The 23,307-nt window shown below is 38.2% G+C and carries 16 protein-coding genes; 9 read left to right on the forward strand and 7 right to left on the reverse strand.

The features are described from left to right. Positions 1–3: 3 nt before the first annotated feature. Positions 4–1,887: an alpha-amylase family protein gene (locus tag HCU67_RS06700; protein ID WP_168551793.1), complete on the forward strand. Its 1,884-nt coding sequence runs from the start codon at positions 4–6 to the stop codon at positions 1,885–1,887. A 49-nt stretch (positions 1,888–1,936) separates the two neighbouring features. Here the strand turns inward: HCU67_RS06700 and HCU67_RS06705 are convergent, their stop codons facing one another. Further along, entirely contained in the window at positions 1,937–2,362 is a 426-nt protein-coding gene (locus tag HCU67_RS06705) for a hypothetical protein (protein WP_168551794.1), read from the reverse strand. A 174-nt stretch (positions 2,363–2,536) separates the two neighbouring features. Here HCU67_RS06705 and HCU67_RS06710 point away from each other — a divergent pair, with 174 nt between their 5' ends. Both HCU67_RS06710 and HCU67_RS06715 read left to right on the forward strand, forming a co-directional pair. Next, complete coding sequence (locus HCU67_RS06710; RefSeq protein WP_246865712.1) at positions 2,537–3,289, forward strand: glycerophosphodiester phosphodiesterase; 753 nt, start codon at positions 2,537–2,539, stop codon at positions 3,287–3,289. Continuing rightward, complete coding sequence (locus tag HCU67_RS06715) at positions 3,289–4,557, forward strand: BaiN/RdsA family NAD(P)/FAD-dependent oxidoreductase (protein WP_168551795.1); 1,269 nt, start codon at positions 3,289–3,291, stop codon at positions 4,555–4,557. The genes HCU67_RS06710 and HCU67_RS06715 overlap by 1 nt, the downstream gene beginning before the upstream one ends. Here the strand turns inward: HCU67_RS06715 and HCU67_RS06720 are convergent. Beyond that, on the reverse strand, positions 4,537–5,268 hold the full coding sequence (locus tag HCU67_RS06720; RefSeq protein ID WP_168551796.1) for an MIP/aquaporin family protein: 732 nt from the start codon (positions 5,266–5,268) through the stop codon (positions 4,537–4,539). The two genes, HCU67_RS06715 and HCU67_RS06720, sit on opposite strands and share 21 nt — an antisense overlap. A gap of 28 nt (positions 5,269–5,296) precedes the next feature. After that, positions 5,297–6,790: a glycerol kinase GlpK gene (glpK, locus tag HCU67_RS06725; protein ID WP_168552079.1), complete on the reverse strand. Its 1,494-nt coding sequence runs from the start codon at positions 6,788–6,790 to the stop codon at positions 5,297–5,299. 67 nt (positions 6,791–6,857) lie between these two features. Here glpK and HCU67_RS06730 point away from each other — a divergent pair, with 67 nt between their 5' ends. Then, entirely contained in the window at positions 6,858–7,391 is a 534-nt protein-coding gene (locus HCU67_RS06730; RefSeq protein ID WP_168551797.1) for a DUF1697 domain-containing protein, read from the forward strand. A 45-nt stretch (positions 7,392–7,436) separates the two neighbouring features. Here the strand turns inward: HCU67_RS06730 and HCU67_RS06735 are convergent, their stop codons facing one another. After that, positions 7,437–7,910 (reverse strand): tryptophan-rich sensory protein, encoded by a 474-nt coding sequence (locus tag HCU67_RS06735; RefSeq protein WP_168551798.1) that lies wholly within the window; start codon positions 7,908–7,910, stop codon positions 7,437–7,439. A gap of 69 nt (positions 7,911–7,979) precedes the next feature. On the opposite strand from HCU67_RS06735, the gene HCU67_RS06740 reads away from it, so the two are divergent. From HCU67_RS06740 to HCU67_RS06760, 5 genes are all read left to right on the forward strand, one after another. Further along, positions 7,980–9,065, forward strand: coding sequence for a diphosphomevalonate decarboxylase (locus HCU67_RS06740; protein WP_168551799.1), 1,086 nt, complete (start codon positions 7,980–7,982; stop codon positions 9,063–9,065). Positions 9,066–9,206: 141 nt separating this feature from the next. Then, positions 9,207–10,139, forward strand: a complete 933-nt coding sequence (locus tag HCU67_RS06745) for a mevalonate kinase family protein (RefSeq protein ID WP_168552080.1) — start codon at positions 9,207–9,209, stop codon at positions 10,137–10,139. Positions 10,140–10,148: 9 nt separating this feature from the next. After that, positions 10,149–11,054, forward strand: coding sequence for a geranylgeranylglycerol-phosphate geranylgeranyltransferase (locus HCU67_RS06750; RefSeq protein WP_168551800.1), 906 nt, complete (start codon positions 10,149–10,151; stop codon positions 11,052–11,054). Next, positions 11,051–12,004, forward strand: coding sequence for a carbon-nitrogen hydrolase family protein (locus HCU67_RS06755; protein ID WP_168551801.1), 954 nt, complete (start codon positions 11,051–11,053; stop codon positions 12,002–12,004). The genes HCU67_RS06750 and HCU67_RS06755 overlap by 4 nt, the downstream gene beginning before the upstream one ends. Before the next feature lie 121 nt (positions 12,005–12,125). Continuing rightward, a complete protein-coding gene (locus HCU67_RS06760) occupies positions 12,126–12,989 on the forward strand; it encodes a pseudouridine synthase (protein ID WP_168551802.1) in 864 nt (287 codons plus the stop codon). Positions 12,990–13,452: 463 nt separating this feature from the next. Here the strand turns inward: HCU67_RS06760 and HCU67_RS06765 are convergent, their stop codons facing one another. From HCU67_RS06765 to HCU67_RS06775, 3 genes are read right to left on the reverse strand one after another with little or no spacing between them, the layout of a single operon-like run. Further along, complete coding sequence (locus tag HCU67_RS06765; RefSeq protein ID WP_168551803.1) at positions 13,453–14,259, reverse strand: hypothetical protein; 807 nt, start codon at positions 14,257–14,259, stop codon at positions 13,453–13,455. A 45-nt stretch (positions 14,260–14,304) separates the two neighbouring features. Beyond that, positions 14,305–15,222 carry a PorP/SprF family type IX secretion system membrane protein gene (locus HCU67_RS06770; RefSeq protein ID WP_168551804.1) on the reverse strand — a complete coding sequence of 306 codons (918 nt, stop codon included), beginning with the start codon at positions 15,220–15,222 and terminating at the stop codon, positions 14,305–14,307. A 4-nt stretch (positions 15,223–15,226) separates the two neighbouring features. Next, positions 15,227–23,236 carry a BspA family leucine-rich repeat surface protein gene (locus HCU67_RS06775; protein WP_168551805.1) on the reverse strand — a complete coding sequence of 2,670 codons (8,010 nt, stop codon included), beginning with the start codon at positions 23,234–23,236 and terminating at the stop codon, positions 15,227–15,229. Positions 23,237–23,307: the final 71 nt, after the last annotated feature.

Consider the following 23,307-nt stretch of genomic DNA (forward strand, 5'->3'; position numbering starts at 1 on the left):
TAGATGAAAAATAATAAGGCCATATGGATTTTACTTTTGTTTACATCAGCTTGTATTCAAGATGTATCAAAAAAACAGTCAGACGTTGAAAATATAGGAGCTATGAGTGAACGTAAGAAAGTTGTTTACCAAGTATTTACTAGACTTTTTGGCAATACAAATACCACCAACAAACCATGGGGAACGATTGAGGAAAATGGGGTTGGCAAGTTTGCCGATTTTAATGATAAGGCCCTTTCTGAAATTAAATCGTTAGGTGTAACACACATCTGGTATACAGGTGTTCCGCATCATGCGCTTATCAATGACTACAGAGATTTCGGAATCTCAAATGATGATCCAGATGTTGTTAAAGGTCGAGCAGGTTCTCCATATGCCGTAAAGGATTATTACAATGTAAATCCTGATTTGGCCATAAATCCTGAAAATCGTTTGGAAGAATTCAAAGAATTGATTGAAAGATCTCATGAACATGGTTTAAAAGTCATTATTGATATAGTGCCCAATCATGTAGCCAGAAATTATGAGGGGAGAACAAATCCTGAAGGTGTAGAAGATTTTGGTTCTAGTGATGATGCTTCGATGGAGTACCACCGAGATAACAATTTCTATTATGTTCTTGGTGAAGAATTTAAAGTTCCTTTATGGCAAGATGGATACCTTCCACTTGGAGGGGAAGAACAACAAAATACCGATGGAAAGTTCATTGAGGTACCCGCTAAATGGACCGGCAATGGTTCTAGGCTTTCACAGCCCAATTTTAATGATTGGTATGAAACGGTGAAAATCAATTATGGGGTTAAACCAGATGGAACCAAAGATTTTGAAGAATTACCGGAATCGTATTCGCAGATGGATATCAAGACCCATTTTGAATTTTGGAAGGAAAAAGATTTACCTGATTCATGGTACAAATTTCGTGATATAGCACTGTATTGGTTGGATTTTGGAGTTGACGGTTTTCGATTTGACATGGCCGAAATGGTGCCAGTGGAGTTTTGGAGTTTTATGAACTCTTCCATCAAAATGAAAAATTCCGATGCTTTTTTGTTGGCTGAAGTATACAATCCAAATCTTTATCGCGATTATTTGCATAAAGGAAAAATGGATTATCTCTACGATAAAGTTGAACTGTATGACAGTTTAAAGCACATCATGAAAGGGTATGGGTGGACAGATCATATCCATACGGTACAATTAGGAATGCAAGATATTGAACACAATATGCTTCGTTTTCTTGAAAATCATGACGAACAAAGAATATCTAGTCCTAATTTTGTTGGCAGAGCTGATTTGGGCAAACCTGCAATGGTTGTTTCGGCTACTTTAAGTACAGCTCCAACCATGATTTATTTTGGACAAGAGTTAGGTGAAGATGGATCCGAGAATGCTGGTTTCGGAAAACCTACTCGTACATCAATTTTTGATTATGTTGGTGTGCCAGCCCATCAGCGATGGATGAATGATAAAAAGTTCGATGGTGGTCAATTAACAGTCGATGAACGCGCATTGCGTGATTTTTATAAAAGGCTGTTGAATTTTACAATAAAGAGTTCAGCTCTTATGGGTGAATATCAAGAAGTTCATTATTATAACAAGGAACATACCGAAACTTATGACCATAGAGTTTTTTCCTTTGTTCGATGGAGCAATGACGAGAAGCTTATCATAATCTCAAATTTTGATGCAGACAAATCATATGCTTTTGACTTTAAACTGCCTCCTGAAATAGTTTCTAAATGGGGACTGAAGGGTGAAATACGATTAGAAGAACAACTCTATGGTTCTATCAATACCCAATTAAAAATTAATGATGGAGTAGGTCGAATTCAACTTAAAATAAAACCTCTAGAGTCATTCATTTTTCGTCTTGAACAAAAAAATTAGGGCCAATTAAGATAATCGACCCCTCATAGAGAATTGTAAAGTTGATACATTAAGAATTATCAGCTTTGCGAGTAATATTATAAATAACTGATATTACAATACCTACGAGAGCATAATACATTATTTCAATAATTACCTCAGCCAAATGTCCTGTAAAATTCATCCAATTTGAGGTAGCATACCACATTAAACCCATAGACAAACCAGTAAAGGCTCCCACGGCAATACCAAACTCTGGACCTTCTTTTATACCGTGTTGTCCACGTGCCCACTTACGATAAATTGAACTGAGTATAAATGCTCCAATAAGATTGCTCACTAAAATCAAAATAGGATTAGGTTCATCTTTCATAACATCACTAATAGTATGTGATTCAAAGAAATCTTCAAGTGCAAAGCCCCAAATAGCCCAGCCTAATAAAAACATGACAAATGCAGCAGCTAGGGTTGCCAATAAATTAGATTTAGAAAACATAAAGAAATATTTAGTTGGTTAACAGTTTCGCAATATAATCATGATTAATTAAGAATATGGTAATTTAAAATCATAATATATTAGTATTCAATATTTTAATAGATGCCAAAACATACCATTAAAAAATTACTGGATAAAAATTCAATCGTATTTTTAGTGCAGAAAATGAATAATATGAAAAAAGTTTTACTGGCATTGTTCCTGATGACCGTGGTTAATTCCTGTAATATGAACAAAAAAGATTTTTTGGTAATAGGTCATCGCGGTGCGATGGGTCATGAGACTGAAAATACGTTGCCTTCCATTCAAAAGGCAATGGATTTGGGAGTGGATATGATTGAAATAGATGTGTTTAAGATAAGAAGTGGTGAAATAGTAGTTTTTCATGATGAGCAGTTGGATCGTTTGGCCAATGCTGGTGGTAAGATTGAAGAGTATTATATCAGTGAAATAAATCAGGTCATACTTGACGGTGGACATAAAATCCCCCAATTACAAGATGTTCTAAAACTTATTGATAATAAGGTAGCCTTGAACATCGAACTCAAAGGAGCGAATACGGCGGACAGGGTTAATTTTATAATGAATTATTATGTAGAAAAAAGAGGATGGGAATGGAAGAACGTTGTGATTTCCAGTTTTAATTGGGATGAACTTCGTGAGATGAGAAAAAAGAATCCAGATGTGGCAATTGCGGTCTTGACTGAAGATGAAGATCCGACTAAGGCCATTCCTGTTGCAAAAGAATTAAATGCAGTAGCGGTTAATCCATGGTTCAAAACACTAAATGGGGAAAATGTGAAAACTTTGCAGGACGCAGGATTTAAGGTTTACACCTATACTGTGAATGAAACTGAGGACATTGAAAAGATGCGTGAATATGGAGTAGATGGTATTTTTATCAACTATCCCGAAAGGGCCATGTAATGTTCGATGTAATAATAGTGGGGGGTGGTGCTGCTGGATTTTATGCTGCAATTCACATTGCTCAACAAACACCTAACGCAGATATTGCAATTTTTGAACGGGGCAAAACTGTTCTCGGCAAGGTAAAAGTCTCGGGCGGGGGTAGATGTAATGTAACGCATGCTGAGTTTGACCCAAAAGAACTTTCAACAAATTATCCTAGAGGGGAAAAAGAACTTTTGGGACCTTTTTATCAATATGCCCCAGGTGACGTAGTTTCATTCTTTGAAGAACGCGGGGTTGCATTGAAGATTGAAGAAGACGGTCGAATTTTTCCGAAAAGCAACTCGTCTCAGACAATAATTGACTGTCTAATAAATGAAACGGACCGTTTAGGAATTCAGGTACTAAAAAACAGTGCAGTCAAAACATTTTGCTTTATTGAAGATGAAGAATGTTGGCGTATTACCACCCAAAACAAGCATTACAAAACAAAAAAGCTTTTATTAGCAACAGGAAGTAACCCAAAAGTTTGGAATTTATTGGAGACTTTGGGCCATAACATTGTAGAACCTACCCCATCACTTTTTACTTTCAATATTAAAGACTATAGGTTAGAAAACAACCAAGGTCTGAGTTCAAATGGAGTCGTTGAAGTTATTCCTAGGCTGAATGAACGTTCAAATTCAAGAAGAGGTCAGTCTTTATTGCGTGCAGAAGGTCCAATTTTAATAACACATTGGGGGTTGAGTGGTCCCGCAATCTTAAAACTGTCGGCTTGGGGTTCAAAGACATTGGCTTCATATGGTTATCGATTTAGCATAACAATTAATTGGCTGCCTGATCACACCTATGCTTCCTTTTTAGAGCTATTGATGAACGTAAAAGGAAATGAACCTAAAAAAACTGTTTTCCGAACTAAAGTCACGAATTTACCATCTCGCTTGTGGGTTAGTTTGGCTAAATCTGCAGAGATTGATTCAAGTTTGAAATGGGCAGATATTTCCAAATCAAAAATGCAAAATTTGGCCCATCAACTTACTAAAGGAAAATATGCAGTTAATGGTAAGAGTACTTTTAAGGAAGAGTTTGTGACCGCGGGCGGTATTGACTTGAAAGAAATTGATTTTAAAACCTTTCAAAGCAAAAAGTTTTCAGGGCTTTATTTCGCTGGAGAGATTGTTAACGTGGATGCCATTACAGGAGGGTTCAATTTTCAAAATGCTTGGACAGGCGCTTTTTTAGCTGCAAAATCGATTTCAGAAGAACTAACTCAACCACAACATTAACAAGGCGGCCAGTATTCCGCCGATGATTGGTCCGATAACAGGAATCCAGGAATAAGACCAGCCGTTGGAACCTTTATGTTTAAGTGGCAGTATGGCATGTATCATGCGTGGTCCTAAATCTCGGGCAGGATTTATTGCATAACCCGTTGTGCCACCCAGAGAGATACCAATTCCCCAAACCAAAAAAGCGACTGGCAGTGCACCTAAAGACCCCAATCCAATTACTCCCTGTTCAGGTTCGTCAATTGTAGCACCAGTAAAATAAAGAACTGTAAACACCAAGACAAAAGTGCCCAAGATTTCACTGAATAGGTTTAAGCCTGTGTTCTTTATCGCTGGGCCAGTACAAAAAACACCACGTTTGGTGTCTCCATCTTCAGTAGCGTCAAAATGTTCTTTGTTGACCAACCATATTGTGAATGCCCCCATCATCGCACCGATAAATTGTGCAATGACAAACCAAGGTACTTCTGACCATTCAAATTTTCCAGCCGCCGCCAAACCAATTGTTACAGCAGGGTTGATGTGCGCACCACTATATGGGCCAGCCACAGCAACGCCAACAAATACGGCTAAGGCCCATCCAGTTGTAATTACCATCCAACCACTGCCTTGTCCATAGGTTTTATTTAGTGAGACGTTTGCATTTACGCCCAACCCTAAAACCATTAGTAGATAGGTTCCAATAATTTCGGCAACAAAAGGAGTCATAAATTGTTTATTAAAGATTTTTAATTGCTTATTGTTCAGTCCAATATTCCAAAGCTTTTATTGCCTTGTACCATCCAGCTATACCAGCCTCGATTGTCTCCCTTTCATTGGAAGGTTCAAAGGTGATATCCGTTTGCCAAATCTCCTGAATTTCTTCAAGGCTTTCCCAAAAGCCAACCGCCAAACCAGCTAAATACGCGGCGCCCATAACAGTTGTCTCAACTACCTGGGGTCGAATGGTATTGGTATTCAAGACATCTGCTTGGAATTGCATGAGCATGTTATTTACGGTTGCACCTCCATCTACCCTTAATTCTTCAATGGATAGGCCTGAATCGGCAACCATTGCCTTAAGAACATCCATAGTTTGATAGGCAATTGATTCAAGCGCAGCTCTTGCAATATGTGCATCTGTACTTCCGCGAGTTAGGCCAAACATGGTTCCCATCGCTTTTTGGTTCCAATGCGGTGCACCCAAACCTGCAAAAGCGGGGATTAAATAAACGCCGTCCGAAGAATCAACGGAACCTGCTAATTTTTCAACCTCAGATGATGTTTTTATAATTTTCAGTCCGTCACGTAACCATTGAACTACTGCCCCCGCAATGAAGATACTTCCTTCAAACGCATAGGTGGTTTTCCCATTGATTTTCCAAGCAATGGTAGTCAACAAATTGTTTTTCGATTTCAATGCTTCTTCACCAATGTTCATCAGCATAAAGCATCCGGTACCGTATGTGTTTTTCACCATTCCTTTTTTAGTACACATTTGACCAAAAAGTGCAGCTTGCTGGTCACCAGCAATACCTGCAATTGGAATTTTGTTTGCAAAAAAGTTCGGGCTTGTGTAGCCATAAACCTCACTGCTTTGCTTTACCTCTGGCATCATACTTTTTGGGATGTCAAATAACTCTAAAAGTTCGTCATCCCATTCTAGGGTATTGATATTGAAAATCAACGAGCGAGAGGCATTGGTTACATCGGTAATATGCAGTTCACCCTGGGTCATCTTCCAAATTAACCAAGAATCTATGGTGCCCCATGCCAATTGTCCTTTCTCAGCCTTTTCTCTGGCACCCTCGACATTATCCAATATCCATTTTACCTTGGTGGCAGAGAAATAGGAATCAATGACGAGTCCCGTTTTTTCTCGTATTAAATCTTTTTTTCCAGCGTTTTTGAGCTCATCACAAAATTCAGCTGTTCGCTTGTCTTGCCAAACTATGGCATTGTATATTGGCTCACTGGTTGTTCTATTCCAAACTACTGCGGTCTCACGCTGATTGGTTATACCGATAGCACCAATTTGTTCTGCTTTCACTCCTTTTTTTGCAACCGCTTCTGCCGCCATTCCTGCTTGGGTTGACCATATTTCATTGGCATCATGTTCAACCCATCCTGGCTTTGGAAATATTTGTGTGAATTCCTTTTGGGCTACGGAAACTATCTTCCCCTTTTTGTCAACAACAACTGCCCTTGAACTTGTGGTGCCTTGGTCCAAGGCTAAAATATATTCTGCCATTATCCTATTTCTATTGTCGTTCAAAATAAGAAATTAAATTATTTTGTAGCCATCATTTACTATTCATATGGCAAAACGAATCGCTTTTTTACGCGGCATCAATGTTAGCGGTCAAAAGAAGCTAAAAATGGTCGAACTACGAGAGCAATTGAAATCGTCAAGTTTTAAGAACGTTGAAACCTATATTCAAAGTGGCAATCTTATTTTCGATAGTGATTCAAATGATTCGGTTAGTGAGGAAAAGGAGATACATGGGATTATTAAAAAAGAATTTGGCTTTGATGTTCCCGTTTTGGTAATCGCTCCCAGTTCAATTGAAACTATTTTAAAAAACAACCCATTTTCCAGAGTCAAAGAAACTAAGAACCTATATTTTACCCTCTTGCACCAAAAACCACTTGAAACCAACATATCCAGATTAAACCTTTCGGACTACCCAAATGAAGAATTTCACATTACGGATAATTGTGTTTATTTGAATTGCAAAAATGGTGCAGGTAAAGCAAAACTCAATAATAATATCATTGAGCGAAAGCTACAGGTGATGGCTACCACAAGAAACTTAAGAACAATGCTAAAAATGCTTGAACTTGCCCAATAAATTTCTAAAAGTTAGTTGTAATCAAGCTATTGGCAAGGGTAATTCTTAATTGAGTTCCCAAATTTTGTAATTCAAAGCAGTAGCAAAAACTACCCATATCAAATAGGGAATCAATAACCAAGAAGCTTTTTTGCTTACCACTCTGAACCATCGTATCGTTAGTATGATCAAAATCAACAAAGCAACAATCACAATTAGTGCCCAAAATATTTCCTTCATTCCAAAAAAGACAATGCTCCACATCGCATTTAGAAGTAATTGAAAACCAAAATGATAAAGTGCAGTTTTAACCCAAATATGATGAAAACCCTTGCCCCATACTATTCCGGCGGCGACTCCCATGAGAACATAAAGCAACGACCAGACGGGAGCAAAAACAGCATTTGGAGGGTTGAAGGAAGGCTTGTTAAGCGTTACATACCAATCATTTACAGAGCTCTGTGTGGCAAAGCTTGACAAGAATCCTACCAACAAACAGATGCCTACGGCAATTATTATTTTTAAGATTTTACGCTTCACTTTTTAGGAGACATTTCGCACTAAAATAGGAATTTATTTTATCGGTGTTGGAAACTTATCTTTGCTGGAATGAAAGCGAGTGAATTTGTTTCAAATATTGAACTTGAACTACCCAAATCCGGAAGTGTAAGTTGGAAATCTCCCAGTAATATTGCTTTGGTAAAATATTGGGGAAAAAAATTAAATCAAATTCCGGCGAACCCATCAATCAGTTTGACGCTTGACGCTTGCCACACCAAAACCAGTGTGCAATTTCAAGAGATAACTCAAGAACAACAAAATTTTTCTTTTGATTTGTTCTTTGAAGGAGAAGAAAAACCTGCATTCAAACCTAAGATTCAAACATTCTTTGAACGAATCGAAAGCTTTGTTCCTTTTCTTAAGAAGTACCACTTTACCATACATACTTCAAACTCATTTCCACATAGCAGCGGTATAGCTTCTTCCGCAAGTGGAATGGCTGCATTGGCCTTGTGTCTGATGGAAATTGAACAAAAAGCGTTACCCGAAATGACCGAGGATTTTTTTTATCGAAAAGCCTCTTTTCTAGCAAGGTTAGGTTCGGGAAGTGCTTGTCGAAGTATTCGTGGAAGTCTCGTACAATGGGGAATGCACAAACCAATACCTGAAAGCAGTGATTTGTATGGTATCACCTATCCTTTTGAGGTGAATGAAGTTTTTGAAGATTATCACGACACCATCTTGTTGGTTCATAAAGGACAGAAAACCGTTAGTAGTACCGTTGGTCATGGGCTAATGGAAGGGCATCCATTCGCAATAAATAGATTCGAACAGGCCCATTCCAATTTAAACGCCTTGAAGTCAATTTTTGCGGAAGGAAATTTAGCGGAGTTCATAAAAATAGTGGAGAGCGAAGCATTGACCTTACATGCCATGATGATGACCAGTCACCCTTATTTTTTACTCATGAAGCCTGATACCTTGGCCATTTTAGAAAAAATTTGGAATTTCCGAAGGGAAACAGGACTACATGCGTGTTTCACCCTTGATGCGGGTGCCAATGTTCACCTGCTTTATCCTTCATCCCAAAAAGAAAGGACCATTCAATTTGTTCAAGATGAGTTGGTTGCTCACTGTGAAAATGGACACTATATTTGTGACCGCGTAGGAAATGGGTCAAAAAGATTAATGTAATTAAAATTTTGACTGGAATTTTTACGTTAATTAAACCCGAACAAATTTAAAGTTATCGTAAACTTTTGACCACAGGTCAAAATTTGTTTAATTTTAAATATTGGGATATTGAACAAAAGTCAAAATCAGCCGGAACAAGACATGAAAGGACCACTATTTTATTCTAAAATTCTGCTTTTTGGAGAATATGGGATAATTAAAGATTCCAAAGGACTTTCTATTCCTTACAACTTTTTCAAGGGTGCCCTTAAATCATCAGAAAACCTTGATGAAGTTGCAACCAAATCAAATAAGTCACTCGATAAGTTTGCTGATTATTTGGCTTCTATTCAAGATGAAAATTTGGTGCAATTTGACCTATCCGGTTTGAAGGATGATATCGCTAATGGAATGTATTTTGACAGTTCTATTCCTCAAGGGTATGGTATAGGAAGTAGTGGAGCTTTAGTGGCGGCTATCTATGACAAATATGCACTAGATAAAATAACGGTTCTTGAGAACCTTACTAGAGAAAAGTTATTGAAATTGAAGACGATTTTTGGCAAGATGGAATCTTTTTTTCATGGAAAGTCTTCTGGCCTTGACCCCTTAAATAGTTACTTAAGTCTTCCTATTTTAATTAATTCAAAGGATAATATAGAGTCGACCAGTTTGCCTACCCAAAACAAAGAAGGTAAGGGGGCCGTATTTTTATTGGATAGTGGAATAACAGGAGAAACAGCTCCAATGGTTCAAATCTTCATGGAAAAAATGAAGCAAGAAGGTTTTAGAACCATTATCAAAGATAAGTTCATAAAACACACCGACGCCTGTGTTGAACATTTCTTAAAAGGTGACGTAAAAGCTCTTTTTGGGCATGTAAAGCAATTATCAAATGTTGTTTTAGACAATTTCAAGCCTATGATACCAAAACAATTTCATACCCTATGGAAGAAAGGTATCGATACCAATGACTATTACTTAAAACTTTGTGGTTCTGGCGGTGGAGGCTATATATTAGGATTCACCGAAGATATTGACAGGGCCAGAAAATCATTGAAAGGGCACAGTTTAGAAGTAGTATACAACTTCTAATTTCGAGAAATGTTTAGTAGAAAAAACAAGCTCTTGCTTTTTAAGCTTTTGAGCCTGTTTTCTGTTGTACGAGGCTACAACATATTGGTCATTACGTTGGCTCAATATCTAGCTTCCATCTATATTCTTGCTCCTGATTGGCCTTTACACAAGGTGGTATTTGACATCAATCTTTTTTTAATTGTGACCGCCTCAGCTTTGGTCATTGCAGCAGGCTACATAATCAATAACTTCTATGATGCCGAAAAAGACTTGATTAATAAACCAACTAAAAGTATGTTGGATAGGTTGGTGAGTCAACGTTTTAAACTTACTACCTATTTTGTTTTAAACTTCTTGGCAATTTTTGCTGCGAGTTACATATCCTTCAGGGCAGTGTTCTTCTTTGCTACCTATATTTTTGGTATTTGGTTCTATTCGCATAAACTGAAAAAAATCCCCTTTTTGGGTAACCTAGTCTCAGCAATACTTTCAATTTTACCCTTTTTTGTAGTCTTTATTTACTACAAGAATTTTGAACCAGTAATATTCGTTCATGCACTTTTTCTGTTCTTATTGATTTCAGCCCGAGAACTTATTAAGGATTTGGAAAATATTCCTGGTGATATGGCTCAGGGCTACAATACCATTCCAATCTTGTACGGTATTCGAATAGCAAAGTTATTTACTGGGTTTCTTTTAAGCTTGGCATTGTTACCTTCTTTGCTTTTGGTTACAAAATTTGATGTTGGTTACATGTACATTTATTTTTACGCAACTACAGTATTACTGATAGTAATATTGGTATTTCTTTGGAATGCTCGAACAAAGAAGCACTTTATTTGGTTACATAACATTTTAAAATTTATAATTGTAGTGGGTGTTTTCAGTATCTTATTGATAGACGTAGATCTTCTTCTAAATCGAATATTATGACCGACAATCAATTAAAAGTGGCATTGGCCCAAATTGCACCAGTTTGGCTTAATAAAACCCTGACGATTAAAAAAATTGAAGACTCAATTGAAGAAGCCTCAGAACATAAGGCCGAACTCATTGTTTTTGGAGAAGCACTCTTGCCAGGGTACCCATATTGGTTGGCATTGACCGAAGGCGCCTCATGGAATCTACCAATCAACAAGCAGTTACATGCACATTATGTTCGAAATGCTGTTCAAATTGAAAAAGGTGATTTAAATACTATTTGTCAATTAGCTAAAAAGAACAGAATTGCAATTTATCTGGGCATAATGGAACGTGCAAAAGATAGGGGAGGACATAGTATTTATGCCTCATTGGTTTATATTGATATTAGTGGCAAGATTCAATCGGTCCATAGAAAATTACAGCCAACCTACGATGAAAGACTCACCTGGGCCCCAGGTGATGGACATGGATTATGTGTGCATCCACTTAAGCAATTTACAGTCGGAGGTCTAAATTGTTGGGAAAATTGGATGCCTTTACCTCGAGCTGCACTTTATGGTCAGGGTGAAGATTTACATGTCGCAGTCTGGCCAGGTAGTCTCCACAATACAAAAGACATTACAAGATTTATAGCTCGTGAGTCAAGAAGCTACGTTATTTCAGTGTCTTCAATTATGACCACACATGATTTTCCAAAAGACACTCCTCACATACAGGAAATTCTTAAAAAGGCTCCGGAAACACTAAGTAATGGCGGTTCTTGTATTGCCAGTCCTGATGGCAAGTGGCTTATGGAACCGGTCACTTTTAAAGAAGGAATTTTTTACGAAACGCTTGATTTCAATCGAGTTTTGGAGGAGCGACAAAATTTCGACCCTGTCGGCCACTACTCAAGGCCAGACGTAACCAAATTGGTTGTTAATAGGGAAAGACAATCGACTATTGAAATAGAGGATTAACGGATATTTCTGTAGAATTAACTACTTGGAAATTTATATTTTGTGTGTTGATTTCAACTTAGCTCTGGCATTCCGTTCTAAATCATACTATTAAAGCTATCTTTGCCAAAATTTTAGACTGATGGCGAAATCAGACAACGAACGAAATCGTAAGCCTAACAATAGAAAAGGTAATTTTAAAAAGGGCACCCCCCCAAAGGGAAGCTTTGCCGAAAAGGCAAACCAATATGCCGCCCAAAAAAAGAAAACAAAATCTTCTTCCAATTCCAACCCTGATTTAATTCGACTTAACAAGTATGTTGCCAATGCGGGTATTTGTTCTAGAAGGGAAGCAGACGTCTATATTGCTGCTGGTAGTGTTACCGTTAATGGAAAGACTGTTACCGAAATGGGGTATAAGGTCAAAAAATCTGACGATGTTCGTTTTGATGGCCGAAGACTTAACCCTGAAAAGAAGGAATACGTTTTACTCAATAAGCCCAAGAATTTTATCACTACCACACGTGATGAAAAGGGACGAAGAACGGTGATGGAATTGGTCAGTAGTGCTTCAAACAATCGATTGTATCCAGTAGGGCGATTGGACCGAAATACGACAGGACTTTTACTTTTCACCAATGATGGTGATATGGCCAAAAAATTGACCCATCCTAAACACGGTGTTCGGAAGATTTATCACGTGCATTTGGAGAAAAATGTCTCCATTGCCGATTTGCGCAATATTCGAGAAGGCCTTGAACTGGAAGATGGAAAGGTAGAAGTCGATGAGGTAGACTATGTAACAGGGGCTTCTAAGAAAGAAATAGGAATCGAAATCCATTCAGGCCGTAATCGTATTGTACGAAGAATATTCGAACATCTGGGCTATGAAGTCTCAAGGCTTGACCGGGTGGTCTTTGCCGGACTCACCAAAAAAGACTTACCTCGAGGCCATTGGCGTTTTTTAACGGAACAGGAAGTCATTAATTTGGGGATGATTAAGTGACCAAACCTACCAAATTATATCATCTGGTATTTTTGACTTTGGCATTTGTTTTTGCAATTGTCTATTTGTTCTTTCTGTTGAAGCATAGCGATTCTACTTTTGATATAAATATCCACGATATCTATTTTGTGATAGCCTATGCACACATTTTGCAGGTATTGGCGTTATGGTTTGGGCTATGTGGTTTGGGATATTATATCGTTTTTAGATATGGTATCAGATTGTTTGGTTTGCTATTTTGGTTGCACCTACTCTATAGCCTTCTTTTCGTTTTTAATCCGATTTTATCCCATTTCGAACCAGAACCTTTTATAGAACATATTGAAACTATTCAGTTGCTTGAAACCTTACGGTTTATTTTTTTGTTGGCATTTCCTGTAGGTCAATTGGTTTATTTTCTGAATATTTTTATTTCTACACTAAGGAAACAAAAAAAATCTAATCTCTTTGGCTAATTACTGAATTAAGCAATTTGATTCAATCGATCTCTTTCGATTTCTGAAATCAGTTCGATTAAAGTGACCTGGTCTTCATGATTCAGTGAGTTGAATAAAGCATTCCCATCTTTTAATGCCTTAAGACCAAACTTAAGGCCATTAACTTGGGTTAATGAATAAACGTCTTCCTTTGTTTTCATTACATTGATTAAGTCCCCAATCATTTCTATAATCTTATTTGTCAGCACTTTGTCGTGAAGGGTTTCAAATAAGGATTGTGAGGTTTCAATAAAATCTTCTACCTCAATGCGAGGTAATAACGCAATCAATGCATCAATTTTTTTTAGGTCATAAGGAGCTTGAATGTCATTTTTTATCGCTTCTTCAATTAATATGGATTCAAATTTGGAAGCTGCCCGAAACGATTTCAAAGCCTTAAGTCCTGCGTTTAAGATTAAGTGAAGATGTCGCCCGTATTTAAAAACCAGTTTAGAAGCCTCAAATAATATTCCGATTAGTTTTTGAGGCTTTTTTATGTATTCATCCAAACTTCGAAAAGCTTTTTCCAATTCTTGCCGCTTTTCAAATTCGGGATAAAGGTTTTCCAAGAAATAATCACGAAGGTTATTGACCGTTTTTTCGTTTACGGTTTGGGGGATATTGTATTTTTTTTGGATGTTGTGATACTGATATCGTTCTAAAATGGAATTTCGGTAGCCCTCAATAATATCAGGTAATATTTCTTCTCGATTCATCTCGTAATTAAATCGTGTGGGCTTGAATTTAATCAGAGTTTTGTAATTATGACCAGATTCTTCATTAGTAAATGCCAATTTTGGCAGATTACCTCAATGTGCTAACTACATAATTAGCAATTTTTAAAAACTATAGCCAGAACCTGCTCTGTAGCTTAAAATTATACCATGAGTGTTACCTAAAGGAGAATCTCCACTCCCTTGGCTATAACTGTAAACAAATCGGAAATTCTCTAACAGATAAAAACCAAGGAAGGCATTCAGCGTATTACTCGTTCGATAACCCGCACCCAATTCAATAATGTTTTTAAAATTCAGACCTAGGTTGGCATCAATTTGCACTGGCGCCCCTTTTTCATATTTAAAAAGCATACTGGGTTTTAGTACAAAATTCGGATTGTAGCGGTCTAAAACAAAATGATATCCGGTATAACCGTAAATGGGCTGTGACAATTCTAAATTATCCTGATTGGCAAAGGTCTCCCCCAATAAATTGGGTGCTGAAACACCTGCAAAAAAGTTTGCATGACCAAAAAGGACACCTGCTCCCACAGTGGGTAAAGTTGTATTGATATTCTCCGCAAAATTAGGGTCGCTTTGTAGGCCAAGACTCAAGAGGTCTTGGTTGTAAATCAACGCTCCCGCGTTTAGACCAAAAGAGACAAAAGAACGGTCATACACCTTCCAATACGGATGTGCATTATCATTCAAAAAGATTTTATAAGAATAAGACCCAGATATTTGAGTGGCGCTGGTTATCCCGATTTCATCGTTCAAAAACCCGAAACCAAGCCCCATTTTTTCGTTTCGTAATGGAGTATTAAAGGTTCCTGTCAAACTTCTGGGCGAACCTTGTATACCTTGACCCCCAAAACCAATATTGCTAATGGTCAGTTCAGAACTTCCTAGAACTCCGGCATAGGCTGGATTGATTATGAAAGGATTGTAATTGTACTCTGTGAAGGAAGGCGTTTGTTGACCTGTTACAAAAATCGAAAGACCAAATGCCAAAACCAATAAAAGAATATGATTGTTTTTCATTGCCTTATCGTTTTAATACCAAGAACCCTTGGGTCGTTTTGAGATTATGTTCCTCAGGAAGTACCAATCTAAAAAAGTACGTGCCCTCTGGAAGTTGTCCGGCGCCCATTCCGGTCATTTGGTTTGCATTACCCGTAAAGACATTTGAATTGTTGTCATATCCTTCAGTTTTGAAGACCATGTCTCCCCAACGATTAAAAATCATTACAACGTTAGTGGGATATTGCTCAATACCATTAATGGTCCAAAAATCATTAATGCCATCACCGTCCGGTGAAAAGCCAAATTGTGATTCAAGTTCTTCTTGAACCTCTGTTGTAAAAGATTGTTCTTGGCAGCCAACAGTAAAACCATCATCGTTATAGGGTATAATATTGATAAAAATTTGCTGCTCATAAGGAAGATCTTCTGTGATATCATAAGTATTGGATTGACCCACATCTAGATTTTCAATAATATCACCTGCTCCCATTGAGGTTCCTATACTTAGGATATAACCAGTGGCATTTTCAACCAAGGTCCACGAAATGTCTGTTTCTATAGTGACATCTTCGGCTCCATTTTCTGGGAATGTTAGCATAGTACATTCTGGAAGAACAAGAGGTGCACTACCAGTGATAAAACTTTCCACATCACATGATAATGCATCACCAATGGTATTGTAAGGAATAATCAGAACGAAGATTTCAGCGTTTTCCGGTAGATTTTCAGAAAATTCAAATACTGTGATATTCCCTACGTCTTCATTGTTCACAATATCACCAAGACCTGGTGCAGTGCCGATTGTTATTCTGTATCCTGTGGCATTTTCAATTGAAGACCAAGAAATTTCTGAATCGATTGGGACATCAATTGCCATATTCAAAGGATCTATTACAACAGTACACTCCGGAATAGTCTCTGGTATTTCACCAGTTACAAAAAATTCCTCTGCACACCCTATGGCATTGCCTTGACCATTGTAGGGTATAATCAATACATAAATATCTGTATTTGCGGGAAGATCAGCTGGCAAATCAAAAGTTGTGAGGTTGCCGACATCAAGATTGTCTAGGATATTGTATGCTGAAGAAGCCCCATCCCTTACGCTCAAAAAATAGCCATCGGCATTGGTTAGGGCATTCCAAGTTAAATCGGTTGAGATGGAAACATCGGTAGCTGCATTGAGGGGTAAACTTAAACTTGTACAGCTGGGGATTGTAGCTACAGTTTCAGTAGTAAAGGATTCTTCAGCACAACCTATAGCGTTCCCAATGCCATTGTACGGTACAATGGTCACGAAGATTTGTGTATTCTCAGGCAAGTCAGTGGGTAGGTCAAAAGTATTCCCAGTGACATCTTCGGCATCCAAAATATCATTAGCTCCAGCAGTGGTACCGACAGTTAGCAAATACCCATCAGCATTAGCAATTGTGTTCCAAGTTAAATCGGTTGAGATGGAAACATCGGTAGTTGCGTTCAGGGGATTGGTCAAGTTGGTACAGACCGGTACCGTTGCAATCGTTTCTGTGGTAAAGGATTCTTCAATACATCCGGTAGCGTTCCCAATGCCATTATACGGTACAATGGTCACGAAGATTTGTGTATTCTCAGGCAAGTCAGTGGGTAGGTCAAAGGTATTCCCAGTGACATCTTCGGCATCCAAAATATCAATACCTCCAGCAGTGGTTCCGACAGTTAGCAAATACCCATCAGCATTGGCTATTGTGTTCCAAGTTAAATCGGTTGAGATGGAAACATCGGTCGCTGCATTGAGGGGTAAACTTAAACTGGTACAGCTGGGGATTGTAGCTACGGTTTCGGTGGTAAAGGATTCTTCAGCACATCCGGTAACGTTCCCAATGCCATTATACGGTACAATGGTCACGAAGATTTGTGTATTCTCAGGCAAGTCAGTGGGTAGGTCAAAGGTATTACCGGTCACATCTTCGGCATCCAAAATATCATTACCTCCAGCAGTGGTTCCGACAGTCAGCAAATACCCATCAGCATTAGCTATTGTGTTCCAAGTTAAATCGGTTGAGATGGAAACATCGGTAGCTGCGTTCAGGGGACTAATCAAGTTGGTGCAGACCGGTACCGTTGCAATCGTCTCGGTTGTAAAGGATTCTTCAGCGCATCCGGTAGCATTCCCAATGCCATTATACGGTACAATGGTCACGAAGATTTGTGTATTCTCTGGTAAGTCAGTGGGTAGGTCAAAGGTATTACCGGTCACATCTTCGGCATCCAAAATATCATTACCTCCAGCAGTGGTTCCGACAGTCAGCAAATACCCATCAGCATTGGCTATTGTGTTCCAAGTTAAATCGGTTGAGATTGAAACATCGGTCGCTGCATTGAGGGGTAAACTTAAACTTGTACAGCTGGGGATTGTAGCTACAGTTTCAGTAGTAAAAGATTCTTCAACACATCCGGTAGCGTTCCCAACGCCATTATACGGGATAATGGTCACGAAGATTTGTGTACTTTCTGGTAAGTCGGTGGGTAGGTCAAAAGTATTCCCAGTCACATCTTCGGCATCCAAAATATCATTACCTCCAGCAGTGGTTCCGACAGTTAATAGGTAACCGTCGGCATCTGCAATGGTATTCCACGTCAAATCACTCGTTACAGGAATATTCAAACTGTTTGCCAAAGGATTTGAGAGTGTGGTGCAATTGGGTATAGTGGCAAGAATTTCAGTGGTAAAACTTTCAATACTGCATGTAGCTGCTGAACCAAAAGAATTGTAAGGAGTAATGGTTACAAATATTTCAGTGTTTTCAGGTAGATCAGTCGGTAAATCATAGATTGTAACGTTGCCTACATCAAAATTGTCCAAAATATCATTTCCGTCGAAGGTCGTGGCAACAGTTAAGAAATAGCCTTCTGTGTTCGAAGCCGGGTTCCAACTTAAGTCGGTTGAAATGGTTACATCAATAGTTCCATTTAAAGGGTTTGCAAGTGTTGTACATAGTGGTGGATCATTAAGCGTAGTATTCCCTGTTCTAAAACTTTCTTCAGAACAGGCCAAAGCGTCACCCACTGCATTATAAGGTATTATTGTTACGTAATGCGTTCTATCTTCTTGAAGGTCGGTAGGGATATCATAGGTTGTAAAATTACCGACATCTATATTATTGGCAATTTCAATTCCGCCTTGTGTGGTTCCAATAGTAATTAAATAACCGGTGGCATCAGGAACCGCATTCCATGAGATATCCGTATCTATCGGTACTGCCGTTGCCCCATTTAATGGATTAGTTAACGTAGTACAGATAGGAGGAACCGGGATGAATTCCGTTCGAAACGATTCTTCTGTACAACCTATTGCTGTACCTTCTTCGTTGTAAGGATTTATGGTTATATAAATCAATGCATCTTCTGGTAAATCCGTAGCAAAATCATAGGTAACTGTATTGCCAACATCTTCATTGTTGATTATTTCTGTACCGCCAGGCGTGGTTCCAACATTTATTCGATAACCATCAGCATTATTTATGATATCCCAACTTATATCGGTATCAACAGAGATGTCCGTGTCCCCATCTAAAGGAAGTGATAAGTTAGTACAGTCAGGAACTGTTGCAGGTGTTGCCGTAATTGTAAAACTTTCCTCTATACAGGGTCCGAGAGCGTCACCGTTTTCATTGGATGGTATCATCGTAACGTAGACTGTTACACCTGGAGCAAAATCTGCTGCAAATTCATAAAAAGTGTCATTGACTACAACCTCATTATCCACAATATCGTTTCCTCCTGGGGTAGTTCCTACAATTAGACGATATTCACGTGCAAAGGTAACGGCGTTCCAATTCAAATTGGTGTTCACAGGAACCTCTACAGCTCCACTTAATGGGGCAACTAGTTGTGTACAATCAGGCACAGGGCAATCCAAAACATCGCCGGTGAAGACCCAACCAAAGTTTGTTATCATTGACTGTCTTTCCTCAACAGCATCACAATAGGGCAATGTATTAGCTCCTAAGTTAATTCCTGATTGCAGATTTTGTTCCGACCAGGCAATTAAGGTATTGTCATAGTTTTCGCGGGTCAAGGCCGTGTCATCCAACATGTTTTGCATGTTGCTCACGTTTTCAATGTTCCAGTCGCCTAAAAATTGATTAAATGCAATGGCATCGTGAAACATTTCTCTCATAGAAACCGAACCAACCAGCCATAAATTCAATGGTTGATTGAATGAAGAAGCATTTCTAAACATTCGTTCCATATCTGCAACACCATTAACACGCCAATCATTAAGGGGTTGATTGAAACTACTGGCCCCATTGAACATGTCAAGCATAGTAGTTACGGCACGTACATTCCAATTATTGATACTACCGTTAAAGGAAGTAGCTTCTTGGAACATACCTTGCATTGTGTTTACGGAGGCAACGTTCCAAGCATCCAATGATTGATTAAAACTGCTGGCCTCTCTAAACATTTCTTCCATCGTTGTCACAAAAGAAGTATTCCAGCCAGCAATATTTTGGTTGAATGCACTTGCTCCATAGAACATACTCGCCATATTTTGACCCTCTCCTGTATCCCAATTATTTAGGGGTTGATTAAATACGATTGCTTCTTTTAACATAGAGTCAAAATTGGTTACTACCGCCGTATCCCAATTGTTGAGAGGTTGATCAAATGCCTCTGCAGCTTCAAACATAGAAGGCATTAGTGTAACAGAGCTGACATCCCAAGTATTCAATGGTTGATTAAAAACTGTGGTTCCATCAAACATATTACTCATATTAGCAACCGCACTAACATCCCAATTTTCTAGGGGTTGATTAAATGCGCTTGCTCCTCTAAACATTGAACTCATATTAACAACAGAATTCACTTCCCAACTGTTTAAAGGCTCATTGAATACCTCGGCAAAACTGAACATATTGCTCATGTCGGTTACGTTTGTCACATTCCAACTATCAATATTTTGGTTAAATGCCTCAGCTCTAGAAAACATGGAATTCATGGTCGTTACTGATGAAACATTCCAGTTATCTAAGGGTTGATTAAATACTGGAGCACTGTAGAACATTTGTGTCATATCAGTTACAGAAGAAACATTCCAACTATTGATGTTTTGATTGAAAAGTTCCGCATCATAGAACATGGCTGACATGTCTTGAACATTTGCAGTATTCCAATTATTTAAAGGTTGGTTAAATGCCTCTGCCCTTTGGAACATTTCGGACATATCGGTTACTTGTCCAACATTCCAATTGTTTATGGGTTGGTCAAAAGCTTTGGAGCTTTGAAACATTCTACCCATATTGTTCACACTACTTGTGTTCCAACTACTTAGATCTTGATTGAAATCCTGGGTTTGTGCAAACATGAAATTCATATTGGTAACTTGGCTTACATCCCAGTTATCCAAAGGCTGATTAAATTCAGTTGCTGCACCAAACATTCCGTACATGTTTGTGACTTGACCAACATTCCAACTATTTAGGGGTTGATTGAATATTCTTGCCGAAATGAACATACTTAACATGTTCGTGACATTGCTTACATCCCAATTATCAATATTACCATTAAACAAATAACATTGAGAAAACATATTCGAGGTGTTTTCAACTTGGGTAAGATTGGGAACATCAGTAGCATTATAGACCATGTTTTCACAACCATAAAAACCGTATTGCATGGATTGCCATACCTGAGATCCCCATTGGTCAATAGATATTAATTTGATATGATCTGAGTTACTGACCCAATGATAAGGAGCTGGAAAATCACCAATTATGGAAACAGTATAAATACCAGGATTAAGATAGGTGTGTATTATTTGTCCGGTAACATTGTTATCGTATTGGCCATCACCCCAATCAATAGAGTAATTATAAGTCAAGTAATCAGGGAAACCAGTATTTGCTTCAATTTTTAGTTGATTCGCCGGAGTACTTCCATTTTCAAGTAATGAGGTGTCATAGGTAAGCTTAAAAGCATCTGGACTATTTACCCAACTTTCTACTACGGTAAAACTAATTTCTGGACAACCCGCGGCGGGACCTTCAGCATTGTATGGTACAACAGTGACATAAACAATATCTCCAGGTAAAAATTCATTGGTAAAACTTAGACCAATGACATTGCCTACATCAAAATCGTTAAGAACATCACCATTGAGGACAGCATAGTTTCTTGCTCCACCTCGTTCAATTTCCAGTGTAATACGATAACCATCAGCATTAGGCGCTGGATTCCATCTAATATCACTATTGGCAGGAGTCATGGTGTCACCTGCTGCCGGCATGGTAATTTCAGTACAAAGCACAAAAGAGCAATTGACAGCATCACCGGTTATGTTCCATCCAAAATCATCAATTAAGCGTTGTCTTTGATTTAGTGCGTCACAATATTGCAAATTAGTTGCCCCTAAATTGACATTGAATTGAACAGTTTGGCTTTCCCAACCTATAAGCGTATTGTCATAATTTTCTTGAGAGAGACCACTATTGGATAACATGCCATTCATGTTGCCCACGTTTGATATGTTCCAGAGGCCCAAATTTTGGTCAAAACTTGTAGCAGATGCGAATGTGCTGCTCATAATGGTGACCCCAATAGTATTCCATCCACTGATATCTTGATTGAATGCCGTTGCTTGTCGAAACATGTTTGCCAAACTGCTTTTGCCAGTCATATCCCAATTATCCAAGGGTTGGTTGAATGCAGCTGCTCTATAGAACATTGAAGTCACATCAGTTACCGCTGACATGTTCCAATTATTTAATGGTTGGTTAAATACATCGGTCTCTTGAAACATGCTAGACATATTTGTAACGCTACCAACATTCCAATTATTTATGTTTTGATTAAAGGCCGGGCTATCTTCAAACATACCCCGCATGTTTCGCACATTACTTACATCCCAACCGCTGATGTCTTGATTGAATGCAGCATTTTCGCGGAACATATACTCCATATCCTCTACATTACTTACATCCCAGTTATCCAAAGGTTGGTTGAAAACTGCACCCCAAATCCAGCCATCGAACATTTCTGACATATCGATCACATTACTGACGTTCCAGTTGTTTAATGGTTGGTCGAATGTTCTATTCCTATGGAACATCTGAGCCATGTTAGTTACGTTGCTAACATTCCATGTATTAAGAGGTTGGTTAAATTGAGATTCCCTAAAAGTGGCTTGCATTGAAACAACATTGCTAACGTTCCAGTTATCTAAAGGTTGATTGTATGCGGAACCTTGAAAGGTACCCGTCAAGTCTGTTATGTTTTCAATATTCCAGTTGTTCAAAGGTTGGTTAAAGCGTCCTGTATATCTAAACGTACCAATCAAATTTGTTGCACTACTGATATCCCAATTATTAATATTTTGATTGAAATCGGAAGCTTCTGAAAGAAAGTATTCAAAATTGTCAACTGAAGATACGTTCCAATTATCCAATGGTTCATTAAAATCTCTAGCTCGGTGAAATGTATAAGACATATCGGTAATACCAGAGGTATTCCAATTATCAAGTGGGCGATTAAAAATTTCACATTCTTGAAATAATCCAGAAATGTCTGTTATGGTACTTACATCCCAATTATTTAAAATTCCATTGAATGCAGTACATTCTCGAAATGTGTTTTTTAAGCTTGTTACCTGAGACAAATTTGGAGCTTGTATAGCATCAAAATTCAGATTTTCACATCCATAAAAAGAATTCTCCATTGATTGCCAAATGATGGTGCCCCAATCTAGAATTTCGATTATTTTTTCACGATCACCGGCGTTGTTAAAATAAATTGATGGGAAATCACCACTTATTTCAACAACATAAATTCCCGGAGCAGCATAGGTATGACCAATGTCGCCGATTACATTAGTGTCGTTGTTACCATCACCCCAATCAACTGAATAATTGTAGGTAAATGCAGGATTTGTGGGAATGTTAATTTCTGTATTGGCGGAACCTGGTAAATTGGTATTCCAGCGAGTGGTAAAATTCTGACCAACTACATTTCCGCATATAAATAACAGGGAAAATAGGAGTATTAGTCTTGTCATAGTTAGTGTTTGGGGTTCTATCTCAACGACTCAATAAAATCTTTATTTCCCAATACTATTTGCACTCTCAT

The sequence above is a fragment of the Croceivirga thetidis genome (assembly GCF_012272815.1).
Classification (GTDB): Bacteria; Bacteroidota; Bacteroidia; order Flavobacteriales; family Flavobacteriaceae; genus Croceivirga; species Croceivirga thetidis.